The organism is Pannonibacter sp. CBAS1226 (assembly GCF_055685825.1).
In genome coordinates, this window is sequence record NZ_JBVOUO010000020.1 from 18,608 (window position 1) to 34,257 (window position 15,650).

A 15,650-nucleotide genomic window follows, 5' to 3' on the forward strand; every position below is an offset into this window, starting at 1 on the left:
AATCACCCGCTCGTGAATATGACGTTCACGCGGTACAGGGCGCATGCTTCCGAACTGAGTTCGGAACATGCGCGGGCCAGATCGTCGAGACTGTCCGGCGGCACGGGCCGTCCCGGCGCAAGCCTCTCTCCCCAGCCATCAATCAATTCCGGTGGGCCGACCAGAAAGGCGAATCCGTGCTTGCCCGGATGATCCATCTCCCGAAGCAGTAATGGCTGTCCGGTGGCCGGATTATAGGGAAGCGGCTGCTTACCCGCTTCACATCGAACAGACAGGCTGAGCGTGTCCGTTCCAAGCGGAAACGGATACCAACGCCCCTGATACTCTTCCAGGCCGAGCGCGTTGCCCGCGAGGGAACTGCGCAGCAGGAAGAAGAAGGTCTGACCGAGCTTGACCGGCTGTTCGAAGACCGGGTGATCGTCCGCCCTTTGCACCAGGTTGCGCCCGTTCTTCGGCAGGACGACATGGACAGCGCCGTACCGTCCGGATGCGAGCAGTTCCTGCCATTGTGTGCGGTGGGCGGGATCGAACAGCACCGGGTCGCATTGCGCGGCGAAGTCGGAATGGTTCGCCACGATCCATTGATGGATCTGATGGGCGATCTTCCATGAGACGCGGCCTTTGGAGAAATTGCCGTTGGCGTAGGTCAAGCTACGATGAAGCGGCGGCTGAAGATGGTTCTCGAAGAAATCCGGCCACGCAATGCCTTCGCGATCCAGAATGGCTTTGGTCACGCGGTAGAGCGCCTTGCGCTCTTCCTCTCCTGTTTTTGACCAGTCCAGTCTCACCCCGTTCTCCGCCCTTTCCGATCACCGGATTTGCCATCCCCATGGCCGTGGAAAGGCCGTGGGTTCGAACTTTACTCTGGCCTTGACCGATCAGCCAGACGGGCGTGGAAGACAGAATTACTGCCAGTGATTGCATATATTCTGTTTGGTTCAATCTGCGTTGAGTAATTGTAATACCAACAGAGAGATGAATTTTTATAGTCTGTTTCTTCAGTTTTATTGAAGTTGTCCAAATCGCACTTCCACACCGCCAGCATAGAAAGCCGAGGAAAACCGATGAGCAAAGCCCCGGACGGGAAAAACGCACCCGAAAAATCACCGCCATCTCTCACCGTCGATTGGGAGTTTTACGCTGAAGCGCTTGAAGGCAGCGACCTGTCCGAGGACGAAAAACGTGAGTTTATCAACATACTATGGTACATTGTCTGTCAGTTTGTCGATCTCGGTTTCGGCATCGAATCCACACAGCAAGCCATGGCCGCACGCGATGCGGATCGTCCGGAACCATCGGTTCCCGACATGAGAATGGATTCGATTCTGCGCCAGCCCTTCGAGGCTGCGAATGATCCGGCTTTGCTGAAGGAGATAAGAGAGAAGAAAGGATAGTGACGATGCATTACGATGGCGGGAAAGCACATAATATAAAGAAGGCGGTCATTTACTGCCGCGTCTCCAGCAAGGCGCAGACCAAGCGCGGCGATGGCCTGAAGTCACAGGAAACGCGCTGCCGGGAATATGCCCGCTATCGTGGCTATGACGTGGTGCAGGTCTTTACCGACGATCTGACCGGCCAGCGCGCCGACCGTCCCGGCCTGACGACGATGCTCTCCTTCCTCAAGGCTGACCGCCGGAATCCACACGTGGTCATCATCGACGATCTGACGCGCTTTGCCCGCAATGTTCGGGTTCACTTCGAATTACGGCAAGCGATCATGATGGCTGGCGGCATATTGGAATCGCCCTCCGTCGAGTTGCGCGACGATGCCGATGGCGAGTTGCACGAATACATCCTTGCTTCGGTGTCGCAGCACCAGAGCCGCAAGAATGCCGAACAGACCCTCAACCGCATGCGCGCCCGCTGCATGAATGGCTACTGGGTGTTCCAACCGCCGATCGGTTACAAATACGAGAAGCGCGACGGCCACGGCAAAGTACTGGTCCGCAATGAGCCGCTGGCCTCCATTGTACAGGAGGCGCTGGAAGGATACGCGTCCGGCCGCTTCGATACCCAGGTGGAGGTGAAGCGCTTTCTTGAAAGCCAGCCGGACTTTCCGAAAGACCTGCCGGACGGGCAGATCAGGAATCAGCGCATCACCGACATTCTCACCCGCGTCACCTATGCGGGGCATATGGAAGTGCCGAACTGGAATGTTCCCTTACGAAAGGGCTACCATGAGGGGCTGATCTCTCTCGCCACATATGAGCATATCCAGGCGCGGCTAAAGGGCGGCGCTCGTGTGCCGGCGCGCAAGGACATCACGGAAGACTTTCCTCTGCGCGGCTTCATCACCTGCGGTGATTGCTGCAAGCCGCTGACGGCCTGCTGGTCAACCAGCAAGACCGGAAAGAAGCACCCCTATTATCTCTGCTACAATCGCGACTGCACCAGCTATCGCAAATCGATTCCACGGGACCGCATCGAAGGTGACTTCGCGGCTCTGCTGCATGATCTCCGTCCCGCGCCGAAGCTGTTCGATATTGTGGGGACGATGTTCCGCACCGCATGGGATGCGCGTCTGGCACAGGCCGAAACGATGGCCGCCTCTCTCAGGCGCGACGTGGCGCGGATCGAAAAGCAAATCGAGCAACTGGTGGATCGGATCGTCGATTCTGAAAGCGCCACGGCGATTGCAGCCTATGAGCGGCGGATCGCTGCACTGGAGCGCGAGAAGCTGGCAGCCGAAGAAAAACTGGCAAACGGGCCGGGTCCGCGCCGCACCTTTGAGGAAATGTTCGAACTCGCCATGACATTCCTCGCAAACCCCTGGAAATTATGGGCTTCCGAGCGATTGGAAGACAAGCGGACGGTGCTGAAACTGACCTTTGCCAAGCGGTTGCCTTACCACCGCGAAAACGGGTTTCGAACCCCGGAAACTACTATACCATTCAATATGTTAGGAGGGAAAAACATGCTCAAATGTGAGATGGCGCACCCGAAGGGATTCGAACCCCTGGCCTCTGCCTTCGGAGGGATTACGACTAGCTCCGTCGCCAATACGAAGGAGCACGCCATGACACGCTATCATACTGTAATTAAAAAGGAATTTGATTTCCTTCCTCGCCGCGCCTATCCTGCTCTCCGATACGGTTTTCGCCCTGCTGCTTACGCAGTGCTTACGCGAGACGCCGGGTCTGTGATGGAGGTAGCCCATGGCTAAGCTGACAAAACGGGTTGTGGACGCGGCGGAAAGCCGTTGCAGTGATTACGTGATCTGGGATGATGAACTGCCCGGATTTGGCCTCCGTGTCTTCAAGTCAGGCCGTCGCAGCTATGTGATCCAGTATCGCCAAGGAGGGCGCTCGCGACGCTACACCATCGGCTTGCATGGTGTCTGGACACCGGAAACTGCCCGCCAGGAAGCCAAAGTCCAGCTCGGCAGGATCGCGCGCGGCGAAAACCCGGCAGAAGAAAAGCAACTCGACCGCGAAGCAATCACGGTCAAGGAGCTTTGCACTCTCTACATGAACGACATGAACGCGGGCCTCATTCTAGGGAAAGGCGGCCGTCCGAAGAAGCCCAGTACGATCGTTTCCGATATCGGGCGGATCACCAGGCACATCATGCCTCTCTTGGGGAGTCGGCGGATTAGGGACTTGACCAAATCCGACGTCAACAAACTTCTCAAAGATGTCATGGCGGGCAAAACTCGTGTTTCGGTCAAGACCGAGAAGCTTAGAGGCAGGGCTATCGTCCGCGGCGGTGCCGGGACTGCCGCGCGAACCGTCAGCCTTCTCGGCGGCATCCTCACCTATGCCATTGATGCAGGGATCATCGAGCGGAACGCCGCGCATGGCATCAAGAAGCCGAAAGATAATGTCCGCAAGCGCCGGCTGTCCGAGGCGGAGTATCGTCTACTCGGTGACATGCTGCGCAAAGCCGCGCAGAATGAGAATTATGCCATGACTGTCGAGATCATCCGCCAGATCACCATGACGGGTTGTCGCCGATCGGAAATGATCGGGCTGACGTGGGACGAAGTCGACGCCCATGCCAGTTGTCTGCGCCTTGCAGACAGCAAGGAAGGCTATTCCATTCGACCCATCGGGCTGCCAGTCGTGGAGTATCTGGACGAGCGCATCAAGTCGCGTACCGGCATGTATGTCTTTCCCGGACGTGACGCGAACAAAGCGTTCGGTAGCTTCCCCAATCATTGGAAGAAGATCTTCGCGGACTCGCCGCTCGCCGACGTCACTGCCCACGTTCTCCGCCATAGCTTTGCGAGCGTCGCGAACGATCTCGGGTTCACGGAGATCACCATCGCCGCCCTCGTCGGACATGCCAATGGTTCTGTCACGAGCAACTACATCCACACCGTCGATACCGCCCTTATCATGGCGGCCGACACGATCGCCGGCTACATTCAGGGTCTGCTGGACGGCACCGAGTTCAAACAGACCGCTTACGCGCTGGATCGGGACGCCCGCAAGGCGTCGCTCGCGCGCTTCCTACAGAAGGCAGCGGGCAAGGATGCAGACTTGGAGAGCGAGGATCGGCGTATCGCGGCATGACGCTCCGGTCTTTCAGTTATTGCAGTTACCCGCCGCATGACCTATATTGGCCGGCAAGGAGAGATTATCATGGCCAGCCAAGTCGTCCGGTTCTCCGGCCTTTCGGACCGGGATCGCAAGAAGGTGTCGCCCCTGCCCAGGATGGCAGAGGGCGATCATCTCGAACTGCGCGTGCGGCGCCGGGACGGAGACGATGAGACCCTTTCCCTGCCGCCCGCCGCCGTCAGCCTGGTCGAGACCCTGCTTACCCGTCTGTTCAGCGGCGAGCGCGTCGCGCTGCTCACGGAGGATCAGGAACTGAGCCCGACCGAGGCGTCCGCTATCCTCGGCATCTCGCGGCCGCTCGTCGTGCTGCGCATGGATCGCGGCGACCTGCCCTTCCGCTATGTCGGCAAGCATCGCCGCGCCCTGCTCGGGGACGTGCTGGCGCTGAGGGCCAAGCTCGACGTCGGACGCAAGGCCATGGAAGATCTGGCAGATGACGCCGAGGACCTCCATCAGCGATATGGCATTTAGTCCCGCCACCGTCATCTACGACGCCTGCATCATCTACCCGTTCCATCTCAGGAACATCGTCGTTCAGGCGGCGGTCGACGGTCTAGTCGATGCGCGGTGGACGGACGCGATTCACGACGAGTGGATGCGGAACCTTCTCGCCAACACGCCGGGCCTTCCTGCCGAGCGCCTGGAGGTCACGAAGCAGCTCATGGACATCGCGCTGCCGGAAGCGACGATCCATGGTTACGAAAAGCACATCGAGACGGTCGATCTGCCCGATCCCGATGATCGCCATGTCGCCGCGGCCGCGATCGAGGCTGGCGCGTCGATGATCGTCACATGGAACCTGCGTGACTTCCCTGTCGGCGAGTTGAGGAAGCATGGCCTGGTGCGTCAGTCGCCGGATGCCTTCCTCGCCGGTCTCTACGAGCAGGCTTCGGATATGCTTGTCGGCTCGCTGGCGAATGCGCGGCGCAATCTCAGCCGGTCGCGTGTTTCGACCTCCGACTTCATCGCTATCCTGCGTGACCAGAGGCTCGCCAAGCTGGCGGCGCGGATCGAGAAGCACCTCCGCGATCTGTAGGCGGCATTCTCCATATCCTAAAATCCTTATCCACGCCTTTGCGCCTCTACGGTTTTGCGGTCGGAGAAAAGCCTTGCGGCACCGTGTCTCGGCCTTCTTGAAGCAGTTCAGGCATCAATCCGGGGACGAAGCCCCGGGGAGGCCGTTGTCAAGCACTGGCTCATCCCACCTTCGCGCTGCTCCGAGCCAGCGGTCCACGAACGCCTGAAACTCGGGCTCCCCGAAGCGGAGTTGGAACGTATAGAGGCGATTGACCACCTGGCGCATGAGATCGCGCATCTCGTCGTCGTCGAGCCGCGATACCTCTGTCCAGGGGATGTGTTGGCCGTCCGCGTCGATGACGAAAACATCGGAGAAGTCTCCTGTCCTCGTTGTCGGAACCCGCCCGGCATGGAGGTTCTCCAGCATGGTGTTGCGGACGCAGATCATCGCCATCGCCTTGGCAAGTTGAGCCGCAATCTTCTCCTCGTCTCGCCGCTTCATCCGGCCACTCCCGTTCGGTTTCTACAGGCCCGGCAGTCCGAGGCTGAGTTGCCGGGCGACATCTTCGTCCCCTTCCGGCTCCAACGAGGATAGCGTCACGCCAAGAAGCCGCACACCCTTTCCGACCGGGAACAGCGGCTCCAGAAGCACTGACGCAATCGCGGCGAGTTCCTCCGCTCCGCTCACTTTGCGCTCGACGGTCCGGCTACGGGTGATCTGCTGGAAGTCGGCATATTTAACCTTGAGCGTCACCGTGCGGCCGGTCAGCACCTTGGCCTCACAGTTCCGCCAGACCTTCGCCGACAGCGTGTTGATCTCCCGTTTCGCCAGTTCAGGATCGAAAATGTCCTCGGTGAATGTATCCTCGGCCCCGATGGACTTGCGCTCACGATGTGGTTCCACCGGGCGATCGTCGATCCCGCGCGAGATGCGGTAATACCATACGCCCGACTTTCCGAAGTGCTCGCGCAGGAACTCGGCCGATTTCCCGCGCAGATCGGCCCCAGTCAGGATGCCGAGGCGCTCCATTTTTGCTGCCGTCGCAGGGCCGACACCATGGAACTTCTTGACCGGCAATGCTGCCACGAACGCCGCGCCGCGCGCCGGCGTGATGACCGCCTGCCCGTTGGGCTTGTTCAGATCGCTCGCCATCTTGGCGAGGAACTTGCAGTAGGAAATTCCGGCGGAGGCGTAGAGGCCCGTCACTTCCTTGATCCGGTCCCGGATGACCTGCGCTACCGTTGTCGCGACAGGAATGCCCTGCTTGTTCTCGGTTACATCCAGATAGGCTTCGTCGAGAGACAGCGGCTCGATCAGATCAGTGTGCTCGGCGAAGACCTCCCGTATCTGTGCTGACACCGCGCGATACACCTCAAAACGCGGCTTCACGAAAATCAACTCGGGACAACGGCGCTTCGCCGTGACCGAGGGCATGGCTGAGCGCACGCCGTAAACCCGAGCCTCATAGCTTGCGGCGGCGACCACGCCTCGCGCCGCCGAGCCGCCTACCGCGACAGGCTTGCCCCGCAATTCAGGATTGTCGCGCTGCTCGACCGAGGCATAGAACGCATCCATATCGACATGGATGATCTTGCGGATTCTCCCCTCCGGCTCGCCTGTCTCCCCGATCTGTCTCCCCGGTTCCGTCATGGATCGTCGTCAACCTGCCGGAACCGCCGGCTTCTCCACGATCTCCAGCCGATCGGCGGGCAACGGCCGTTGCAGGGCCTTCGCCTCGCGCCAGTCGGCGGTCAGCCAGGTCTCCACCTCGCCAGGGCTTGTGAGTATCGCCGGCATGGCGCCGGGATGGATTGGCTTGACCACATCATTGGCATCGGTGGTGAGGAAGGCGAAGAGTTCATGCTCGCCCGGTCTCGGCGTGCGGTTCGATCCGCGCGTTCCCTCCCATCGCGTCCAGATTCCGGCGAAGAAGAACAGCGGCTGCCCCTGGTCGAGTGCGAACCAGTAGAGCGGCTTGCGCTTGGTCGCGGGGTCAGGCGTCTTCCCGTACTCGGAGAAAGCCGTCGCGGGCACGACACAGCGATGCTCGACCCCGAGCCACTGTTGCCAGTGCCGTATCCAGGTCTTGCGCACATTGGTGACGCCGGTGTCGGGTGCGTCGGGGGCTTTCAAATGTTCAACCGGCGTGGGCATGCCCCAGGTCAGTCTTGCCAGTTCGCGTCCTCCCTCGGTGTTGCGCACCACTGGCGCGGGCCGGTCCGGATAGACGTCAAGCGATGGTTCGAGGTTGCCGATATTGTCGTTGGTCAGGGCCACAAAATCCCGGATCGCTTGCTGGTTGGTGGTCAGATTGTAGAGGTTACACAAATCCGCTTCTCCGGTTTTACGCCGACCATACGCCAGAACCTTGGGCAAGGCTTCCGTTCACATCTTTCGGGACTCAGATTGACTCACGCCCCACAAAAGAACAAATAAGGAACATAGCAACAGGATTTGCCGTTGAGAAGACCCGGAGCCCACCTTCCACATGCACGAGCGCGCCATCAGTCCAGCCATTGCGGCCCTTCGCGCGCGCATCGCGCAGCTTGAGGGCGACAGCACCCGCGCGCGGGACGTGCTGCCCTTCGGAATCGCGCCGCTGGACAGCAAACTGCCCGGCGGCGGGCTGGCCCTCGGCTGCCTGCATGAAGTCGCGGGTGGCGGCAACGGCGCGGTCGATGGCGCGGCGGCAGCCTCATTCGCCGCCGGGATCGCCGCCCGCACCTCCGGCCCGGTACTCTGGTCCGTCGCGCTTCAGGATCTCTTCGCGCCAGGGCTGGAACAGGCAGGTCTGCCGCCCGACCGGGTGATCTTCGTCGAGGCCGGGGACGACAAGGAGGTGCTGGCCTCTATGGAAGAAGGCTTGCGCCATGGCGGGCTCGGCGCGGTGGTCGGCGACGTCGCCCGCCTGCCGATGACCGCCTCGCGGCGACTGCATCTGGCCGCGAAAGAAACAGGCACGCTCTGCATCGCGCTGCGCCGGTGGCGGCGGCAGTCGGAAGCCAGCGATTTCGGCCAGCCGACTGCCGCGATGACCCGCTGGCGCATCTCAGCGCTGCCAGCCTCGCCCTTGCCGGTGTCCGGCGTCGGACGGCCGCGCTGGCTGGTCGAACTGATCCGGGCGCGGGCGGGTGAGTGTCTCGATATCGAACTGGAGGAATGCGATGGCTCGGGTCATCTCGGTCTTCCTGCCGGATTGGCCGACGGATCGGCTGCGGCGGCAGGCGGGCAGCGCAGCGCCGCCGGGTGAGGCACCGCTGATCATCGTCGGCAGAGAGAAGAATCGCCGCGTGGTGACGGCCGCCGACGCTGCGGCGCGCGCGCTTGGGCTGCGCGCCGGCATGGCCGTGACCAAGGCGCAGGCGTTGGTGCCGGGGCTGATGATCGAACCCGCCGACCCGGGGGCCGATCAGGACGGCCTCGAACGCCTCGCGCTCTGGGTGCTGCAACGCTTAAGTCCGATCGTGGCGGTCGATGCCCCGGACGGGATCGTGATCGACTCGACGGGCGCCGACCATCTGCATGGTGGCGAGACCGCGATGCTCGAGGCGTTGATCGGGCGGCTTGCCCTGTCGGGCGTCACCGCTCGCGCCGCGATCGCCGATAGCTGGGGCGCGGCGCATGCGCTGGCGCGCTATGCCGCCGATCCCGTCGCTGTCGTCCCGCCGGGCGCAATCATCCCCGCCCTCTCGCGGCTACCGCTGGAAGCCCTGCGGTTGCCGCCCGCGATCCCGGCCGGTCTGCGCGACCTCGGTTTTTCTTCCATCAGCGATGTCCTGGCCCAACCGCGCGCGCCGCTGACCCGCCGCTTCGGCCCCGAACTCTGCCGCCGTCTGGATCAGGCGCTCGGCCAAGCGTCCGAACCCATCGAACCGATCCGCCCGGCGGATCTGGTCGAGGCTCGTCGCGTCTTCGCCGAACCGATCGCCGCCGCCGAGACCATTGCCCGTTATGTCGGCAAACTGGTCGCTGCCCTCTGCGAGGCGCTGGAAAGCCGCGGCCTCGGCGCGCGCCGCCTCGATCTGCTCAGTCATCGCGTCGACAATCGGATCGAATGCGTCCGTATCGGCCTGGCCAAGCCGGTGCGCGACCCGAAGCACCTGACCCGGCTGCTCTGCGACAAGATCGAGACCATCGCGCCAGGCTTCGGGATCGAGATCATGTCGCTCACGGCCACCCTGGCCGAGCCGCTCGCCGCGCGACAGGCGGCAAGCAGCCTGATTGAGCGCCCCGCGCCGGACCTGTCCGCCCTGATCGACACGCTTGCCAACCGCGTCGGCACCCGCGCCATCTATCGCTTCGCGCCGGTGGACAGCGACGTGCCCGAGCGATCCGTTTGCCGTGTCCCCGCCCTTGCCGAGGATACCGGGGCGGGCTGGCCGAACCACTGGCCGCGCCCCTCGCGTCTGCTCCCACGTCCCGAACCGATCGAGACCATGGCGCTCCTGCCCGATCACCCGCCGAACTGGATTTCCTGGCGCGGGGTGCGCCGGCGTGTTCGCCGGGCGGATGGGCCGGAACGGGTGTTCGGGGAGTGGTGGAAACGCGACGCCGAGCTGGTCGCGGTGCGGGACTATTTCCGCATCGAGGATGACGCCGGCGAGCGCTTCTGGATCTTCCGCGCCGGTGATGGCGAGGACGTCGCCACCGGCTCGCATCGTTGGTTCCTCCATGGGGTCTTCGGATGAGCGCGCCCCGCTATGCCGAGCTACAGGTGACGTCGCAGTTTTCCTTCCTGCGCGGGGCGTCCTCGGCCGAGGAGCTGTTCGCGACGGCGGCGGCGATGGGGATAGAGGCGCTGGCGGTTACGGATCGCAATACGCTGGCCGGGATCGTCCGCGCCCATGAGGCTGCCAAGGAAACTGGGGTCAGGCTGATCGTCGGCTGCCGCCTCGATCTCGCCTGCGGCATGTCCGTGCTGGTCTATCCGACCGATCGTGACGCTTGGTCCCGGCTTTGCCGCCTCCTGTCACTTGGCAAGGGTCGGGCCGGCAAGGGCAAGTGCCATCTGGAATGGCCCGATCTGGTCGCCTATGGCGAGGGGCTGATTGCGGTACTGGTTCCCGATCTGGCCGATGATGACTGCGGGTTGCGCCTGCGCCGGTTGCGCGACGCCTTCGGCGATCGCGCCTATCTGGCCTTGAGCCTGCGGCGCCGGCCCAACGATCAGATGCGGCTCTGGGAACTGTCGATGCTGGCGCAGCGCATCGGCGTGCCAACGGTCGTGTCCAATGACGTGCTGTTCCACGAGCCTGGTCGGAGGATGCTTCAGGATGTGGTCACGGCCATCCGCCATAACGCCACCATCGACAACCTTGGCTTTCGCCGGGAACGTCATGCCGACCGCTATCTGAAGCCGCCCACCGAGATGCATCGTCTCTTCGCCCGCTGGCCCGAGGCACTGGCCCGGACCTTGGAGATCACAGCGCGCTGCCGCTTCTCGTTGGACGAACTGCGCTACCAGTATCCCGAAGAGCGCGACGATCCGGCGCTGACCCCGCAGGAAACCCTTGAAAGGCTGACCTGGGAGGGCGCGGCCAGCCGCTACCCCGAAGGCATCCCCGATGAAGTGACGGCAGCGCTGAATCACGAGCTGACACTGATCGCCAAGCTCGACTATGCCCCGTATTTCCAAACGGTCCACAGCATCGTCCGCTTTGCCCGCTCGAAGGGCATTCTCTGCCAGGGTCGCGGCTCGGCGGCGAACTCGGCCGTCTGCTATGTGTTGGGCATAACCGCAATCGACCCCGGCCGCAACGATCTCCTCTTCGAGCGCTTCGTCAGCGAGGAACGCCGCGAGCCGCCGGACATCGACGTGGATTTCGAGCATGAGCGCCGCGAGGAGGTGATCCAGTGGGTCTATGAGCATTACGGCCGCGACCGCGCTGCGCTGACCGCGACCGTCATCCGCTATCGCTCGAAAGGCGCACTCCGGGATGTTGGCAAGGCCATGGGATTGCCGGAGGATCTGATCCAGACACTCTCCGGCCAGCTCTGGGGCTGGTCCGAGACAGGGGTGAGCGACCAGCAGCTTCGCGACATGAATCTCAATCCCAAGGATCGCCGCTTGCGCCTGACCCTTGAGCTGGCCGCCCAGCTTCGCGGGGCGCCGCGGCATCTGTCGCAGCATCCAGGCGGGTTTGTCCTGACCCATGATCGGCTCGACGACCTGGTGCCGATCGAGCCCGCAGCGATGGAAGACCGCCAGATCATCGAATGGGACAAGGACGACATCGACGCCTTGCGCTTCATGAAGGTCGATGTGCTGGCCCTCGGCATGCTGACCTGCATGAGCCGGGGGCTGGACCTGCTGGACGAACACAAGGGCATCGACCTCGATCTGGCGACGATCCCGGCGGAAGACCCCCGAACCTATGCCATGATCCGCAAGGCCGACACGCTCGGCACGTTCCAGATCGAAAGCCGGGCGCAGATGTCCATGCTGCCGCGCCTGAAACCCCGGACCTACTACGATCTGGTCGTTCAGGTCGCCATCGTCCGGCCCGGCCCGATCCAGGGCGATATGGTCCACCCCTTTCTGCGCCGGCGCGAGGGGCTGGAAGACGTCGACTATCCGACACCCGAGCTGGAGAAGGTGCTGGGCAAGACGCTCGGCGTGCCGCTGTTTCAGGAACAGGCCATGCGCGTCGCCATCGAATGCGCGGGCTTTACACCGGGCGAGGCCGATATGCTCAGGAAGAGCATGGCCACTTTCAAACATACAGGCGGCGTCTCGAAGTTCCGCGACAAGCTGATCTCGGGCATGGTTGCCAAGGGCTACGAGGTGGAATTCGCCGAACGCACCTTCAGGCAGTTGGAGGGTTTCGGCTCCTACGGCTTTCCCGAAAGCCATGCCGCGTCATTCGCCTTGATCGCCTATGCCTCGGCCTGGCTGAAATGCTGGCACCCCGATGTGTTCTGCGCCGCGCTCCTGAACAGCCAGCCGATGGGTTTCTATGCGCCAGCGCAAATCGTGCGCGACGCCCGTGACCATGGCGTCGAGGTCCGGCCGGTCTGCATCAATGCGTCGCGATGGGATTGCACACTCGAGCCGACCGGTGACGAGAGCCGCTTCGCTGTCCGTCTTGGGCTGCGCATGGTCAAGGGGCTCGCCAATGCTCATGCCGCCGCCGTCACCGCAGCTCGCGCCGAGCAGCCCTTCGCCTCGGTCGATGATCTCTGGCGGCGCGCCGGCGTTCCCGTCGCTGCGCTCGCGCGCATCGCCGAGGCGGACGGGTTCCGTCCCGCCTTCGGCCTCGCCCGTCGCGAGGCGCTTTGGGCCATCAGGGGCCTGCGCGACGAGGAACTACCGCTCTTCGCTGCCGCCTCAGCGCGTGAGGAGCAGACGGTTTCGGAGGTCTCAGAGCCCGCCGTCGCCCTGCGGCCGATGGTGGCCGGCCGCGAAGTGGTCGAGGACTACGCCCATACTGGCCTGTCCTTGCGTCGCCACCCGGTTTCTTTCCTGCGTGAGGATCTGAGCAAACGCCGGATCGTCTCCTGCGCCGAGGCGATGAGATCACGCGACCGGCGCTGGTTGGAGGCGGCCGGGATCATCCTCGTGCGCCAGCGGCCTGGCTCGGCCAAAGGCGTGCTGTTCGTCACGCTGGAAGACGAGACCGGCATCGCCAATCTCGTCGTGTGGCAGAAGGTGTTCGAGCAGTATCGGCGTGTGATTCTCTCGTCCAGCATGATTGCCGTGAAAGGCCGTATCCAGCGCGAGGGCGAGGTGGTGCATCTGGTGGCCCATCGGATAGTCGATCTATCGCGGGATCTGGCCAGCGTCGGGCGCCGGGACATCTCTGTCCCTGCGCAGCCGAGCGTGAATCCTCACGGTCTAGCCGGATCAGGCCCGTCATACGAGAACGATGCAGACGCGGCCCGGATCAGGGTGAACGCGCGGGATTTCCGATAGCCTCCCCACGATGCGCAGCCGCAGAGCGCATCCGAAGGTATCAGAAATCCGAGAAATCCAGAGTGACAAGCGGCTTGCGCAGATCGAGCCCCAGATCGGTGACATACTCAATGAATGTCAGGTGGAAGCTGTAGCCGGACCCTGGAAAATGGATGCGCCAGTAATAGGCTTCACCATGATTGTCCGGCTCGTTGATGCTCAGCAGTCCAGCCTCCGAAAGCAGCGCCAGATCACCATCGAGATCATCGCCGTGATAGATGCGGCGTAGCTTCGGATCGCTTATGCGGAAATCGTCCGAAAAGCCGCTCGTCCGTTCGTCTCGACGCTCAACCAGGAATTTGAACACCTCGCGCGTCAGGCGTGGCAGCGCCGCTAGCCGACCACTCAGCTCGGTGATCGCCTTCTCCATCTCGGGACGATCGATCGTCAACTCATCCTTGGCTTCGAAATGCACCTACATCTTTGCCGCGTCGGAAAGCTGCGGTTTCGGGAGCGCCTCGATCAGATTGTCGATGCTGGTCGGGAAGCGGCCTTCCTCGTCAGGAATCTCCAGCTCGATGCGTACCCGGCGCGTCTCCCGCGAGACATAGCTGGCAAGATCCACGAGCGTGTCGATCGAAAGCGACATGATCCTGCTGCAGACGTCGTTGAAGTCCCAGACCATCTCCGGTTTGAAGCCGAAGCTTTCATACGGCTCACCCGAAAAAGTGTAAGACCCCTGCTTTTCGCCGATCACCAGAATGCGGATGTTCGGATATTTCGCGCGCTGCTTGGCGTCGATTTTTTCCAGCGTCTCCCTGACCTTGGCACCCGACTTGTCAGCGGTGACCTGAAAGGCCCACCCCTTGCTCGCGTCGCCGAGATCCAGCCCCGGATTGTTCGAATGCTCCTGGTTGAGGTTCGAGAGTCCGAGACCAAGCGCCCGGTTGAGCACCTCCTTCGCGAAATCCTCGACATGCGTATGGATATCAAAAAGATGCAGACGCGCGCGCTGCTTGGCCTGGGCGGCAATACCGGCGAGATCATCTACAATTTGACCAATCAGGTGACCGCGCGTCAGCATTTCAACTCCAGTTCGCTGAGGACGAGAACGACGTTATCGTCTGGGAATGGACTTCCATAGAGAAAGGTCATTGAAATCTTGAGGTCTGGTAGGGGGAAAGCCTTCCCCCTGGCCGGCACTGCGTTGCCGGCGCACCCCCTTCTGCGGGGAGCCCCCCGCAACGCCCCCTCAGAGTGAGAGTGCGGACGGATTTTCCGTGACGGGTTGAGGGCCGGAGGAGAGGCTTCCGGCACCCGTCGCGGAGAACATCCCGATGGCCAGAGAGCAACGCGCGACCCGCAAGGGCGGCACGGGCACGAACCTTTACGACGACATCACCGACAAGATTATCGCCGAGCTGGAGGAAGGGCGGCTGCCCTGGGTCCAACCCTGGGGAACGGCGGCGGCGAAAGCGCCGCTCGCTATGCCGAGGAACGCGGCGACCTCCCGGCAATATTCCGGGATCAATGTCCTGATCCTCTGGGGGGCCGTGATCCAGCATGGCTATCCCACCCAGCATTGGCTCACTTTCCGTCAGGCACTGTCGCTTGGCGGCAATGTCAGGAAGGGCGAGCGCGGCACCACCGTCGTCTATGCCGATCGCTTCACACCCGAGGACGAGAAACGCCGCGCCCAGGAAGCCGGAGAAGAGGCCGGCAGCATTCCATTCCTGAAGCGTTTCACCGTGTTCAACGCCGCGCAATGCGAGGGCCTGCCCCACGACATTGCCGTGGAGGCACCGCTACCGCCGCCCGGCATGATCGAGCCAAAGGTGGAGACGCTGATCACGGCGACAGGCATTGATTTCCGGATCGGCGGAAACCGCGCCTTTTACGTTCCTGCACATGACTATGTGCAGGTGCCGCCGCCGCAGGCCTATTTCGAACCGATCAATTGGCATCGGACCGCCCTGCACGAAATGGGCCACGCCACGGGCCATGCCTCCCGGCTCGGGCGGGACTTCTTGGGCAGCTTCGGTACGAAAAAATACGCCTTCGAGGAGCTGATCGCCGAGATGAACGCGGCCTTCTGCTGCGCCTCGCTCGGGATCGTGCCGACGGTGCGCCACGCCGACTATATCGGCTCCTGGCTGAAGTTATGCTCACGTCGTCATAA

15 protein-coding genes are annotated in these 15,650 nt (G+C 62.6%); 9 read left to right on the top strand and 6 right to left on the bottom strand.

The features are described from left to right. Positions 1–2: 2 nt before the first annotated feature. The gene (locus AC0CMF_RS24665; protein WP_472482533.1) at positions 3–788 is read right to left on the bottom strand and encodes a hypothetical protein; all 786 of its coding nucleotides are present in this window, start codon (positions 786–788) and stop codon (positions 3–5) included. Positions 789–1,064: 276 nt separating this feature from the next. On the opposite strand from AC0CMF_RS24665, the gene AC0CMF_RS24670 reads away from it, so the two are divergent. The 5 genes from AC0CMF_RS24670 (at position 1,065) to AC0CMF_RS24690 (ending at position 5,598) form a co-directional block, all read left to right on the top strand. Further along, positions 1,065–1,394, top strand: coding sequence for a hypothetical protein (locus tag AC0CMF_RS24670; RefSeq protein WP_472482534.1), 330 nt, complete (start codon positions 1,065–1,067; stop codon positions 1,392–1,394). A gap of 5 nt (positions 1,395–1,399) precedes the next feature. Beyond that, a complete protein-coding gene (locus AC0CMF_RS24675) occupies positions 1,400–3,166 on the top strand; it encodes a recombinase family protein (protein ID WP_472482535.1) in 1,767 nt (588 codons plus the stop codon). Continuing rightward, on the top strand, positions 3,159–4,517 hold the full coding sequence (locus tag AC0CMF_RS24680) for a tyrosine-type recombinase/integrase (RefSeq protein ID WP_472482536.1): 1,359 nt from the start codon (positions 3,159–3,161) through the stop codon (positions 4,515–4,517). Before AC0CMF_RS24675 ends, AC0CMF_RS24680 begins: the two co-directional genes overlap by 8 nt. Positions 4,518–4,586: 69 nt before the next feature. Then, positions 4,587–5,033 (top strand): DNA-binding protein, encoded by a 447-nt coding sequence (locus AC0CMF_RS24685; RefSeq protein WP_472482537.1) that lies wholly within the window; start codon positions 4,587–4,589, stop codon positions 5,031–5,033. Continuing rightward, a complete protein-coding gene (locus tag AC0CMF_RS24690) occupies positions 4,996–5,598 on the top strand; it encodes a PIN domain-containing protein (RefSeq protein WP_472482538.1) in 603 nt (200 codons plus the stop codon). The genes AC0CMF_RS24685 and AC0CMF_RS24690 overlap by 38 nt, the downstream gene beginning before the upstream one ends. A 114-nt stretch (positions 5,599–5,712) precedes the next feature. Here AC0CMF_RS24690 and AC0CMF_RS24695 read toward each other — a convergent pair whose 3' ends face one another. Genes AC0CMF_RS24695 through AC0CMF_RS24705 form a run of 3 tightly spaced genes read right to left on the bottom strand, consistent with a single transcriptional unit; the run spans position 5,713 to position 7,908 of the window. After that, the gene (locus AC0CMF_RS24695; RefSeq protein ID WP_472482539.1) at positions 5,713–6,081 is read right to left on the bottom strand and encodes a hypothetical protein; all 369 of its coding nucleotides are present in this window, start codon (positions 6,079–6,081) and stop codon (positions 5,713–5,715) included. Positions 6,082–6,102: 21 nt separating this feature from the next. After that, positions 6,103–7,230, bottom strand: a complete 1,128-nt coding sequence (dinB, locus tag AC0CMF_RS24700; RefSeq protein WP_472482540.1) for a DNA polymerase IV — start codon at positions 7,228–7,230, stop codon at positions 6,103–6,105. A 9-nt stretch (positions 7,231–7,239) separates the two neighbouring features. Beyond that, entirely contained in the window at positions 7,240–7,908 is a 669-nt protein-coding gene (locus tag AC0CMF_RS24705) for an SOS response-associated peptidase (protein WP_472482546.1), read from the bottom strand. A 160-nt stretch (positions 7,909–8,068) separates the two neighbouring features. Between AC0CMF_RS24705 and AC0CMF_RS24710 the strand changes: the two genes are divergently transcribed. The 3 genes from AC0CMF_RS24710 to AC0CMF_RS24720 are packed head-to-tail and all read left to right on the top strand — an operon-like array spanning position 8,069 to position 13,492. Then, the gene (locus tag AC0CMF_RS24710; protein WP_472482541.1) at positions 8,069–8,830 is read left to right on the top strand and encodes an ImuA family protein; all 762 of its coding nucleotides are present in this window, start codon (positions 8,069–8,071) and stop codon (positions 8,828–8,830) included. Further along, entirely contained in the window at positions 8,745–10,268 is a 1,524-nt protein-coding gene (locus AC0CMF_RS24715) for a Y-family DNA polymerase (protein WP_472482542.1), read from the top strand. Before AC0CMF_RS24710 ends, AC0CMF_RS24715 begins: the two co-directional genes overlap by 86 nt. Beyond that, positions 10,265–13,492: an error-prone DNA polymerase gene (locus AC0CMF_RS24720; protein WP_472482547.1), complete on the top strand. Its 3,228-nt coding sequence runs from the start codon at positions 10,265–10,267 to the stop codon at positions 13,490–13,492. The genes AC0CMF_RS24715 and AC0CMF_RS24720 overlap by 4 nt, the downstream gene beginning before the upstream one ends. Positions 13,493–13,532: 40 nt before the next feature. Here AC0CMF_RS24720 and AC0CMF_RS24725 read toward each other — a convergent pair whose 3' ends face one another. Both AC0CMF_RS24725 and AC0CMF_RS24730 read right to left on the bottom strand, forming a co-directional pair. Continuing rightward, positions 13,533–13,946 carry a hypothetical protein gene (locus AC0CMF_RS24725; protein WP_472482543.1) on the bottom strand — a complete coding sequence of 138 codons (414 nt, stop codon included), beginning with the start codon at positions 13,944–13,946 and terminating at the stop codon, positions 13,533–13,535. Beyond that, positions 13,947–14,555, bottom strand: a complete 609-nt coding sequence (locus AC0CMF_RS24730) for an SMEK domain-containing protein (RefSeq protein ID WP_472482544.1) — start codon at positions 14,553–14,555, stop codon at positions 13,947–13,949. A gap of 253 nt (positions 14,556–14,808) precedes the next feature. Between AC0CMF_RS24730 and AC0CMF_RS24735 the strand changes: the two genes are divergently transcribed. Beyond that, on the top strand, positions 14,809–15,650 hold an 842-nt coding region (locus AC0CMF_RS24735; RefSeq protein WP_472482545.1), incomplete at its 3' end, for an ArdC family protein.

Excerpts from the sequence above, each read along its gene's own strand:
- AC0CMF_RS24685 (WP_472482537.1), top strand. The coding sequence starts at position 4,587 with ATGGCCAGCCAAGTCGTCCGGTTCTCCGGCCTTTCGGACCGGGATCGC.
- AC0CMF_RS24690 (WP_472482538.1), top strand. The coding sequence starts at position 4,996 with ATGACGCCGAGGACCTCCATCAGCGATATGGCATTTAGTCCCGCCACC.
- AC0CMF_RS24720 (WP_472482547.1), top strand. The coding sequence starts at position 10,265 with ATGAGCGCGCCCCGCTATGCCGAGCTACAGGTGACGTCGCAGTTTTCC.
- AC0CMF_RS24710 (WP_472482541.1), top strand. The coding sequence starts at position 8,069 with ATGCACGAGCGCGCCATCAGTCCAGCCATTGCGGCCCTTCGCGCGCGC.
- dinB (WP_472482540.1), bottom strand. The coding sequence starts at position 7,230 with ATGACGGAACCGGGGAGACAGATCGGGGAGACAGGCGAGCCGGAGGGG.
- AC0CMF_RS24670 (WP_472482534.1), top strand. The coding sequence starts at position 1,065 with ATGAGCAAAGCCCCGGACGGGAAAAACGCACCCGAAAAATCACCGCCA.
- AC0CMF_RS24695 (WP_472482539.1), bottom strand. The coding sequence starts at position 6,081 with ATGAAGCGGCGAGACGAGGAGAAGATTGCGGCTCAACTTGCCAAGGCG.
- AC0CMF_RS24680 (WP_472482536.1), top strand. The coding sequence starts at position 3,159 with ATGGCTAAGCTGACAAAACGGGTTGTGGACGCGGCGGAAAGCCGTTGC.
- AC0CMF_RS24675 (WP_472482535.1), top strand. The coding sequence starts at position 1,400 with ATGCATTACGATGGCGGGAAAGCACATAATATAAAGAAGGCGGTCATT.
- AC0CMF_RS24715 (WP_472482542.1), top strand. The coding sequence starts at position 8,745 with ATGGCTCGGGTCATCTCGGTCTTCCTGCCGGATTGGCCGACGGATCGG.
- AC0CMF_RS24730 (WP_472482544.1), bottom strand. The coding sequence starts at position 14,555 with ATGCTGACGCGCGGTCACCTGATTGGTCAAATTGTAGATGATCTCGCC.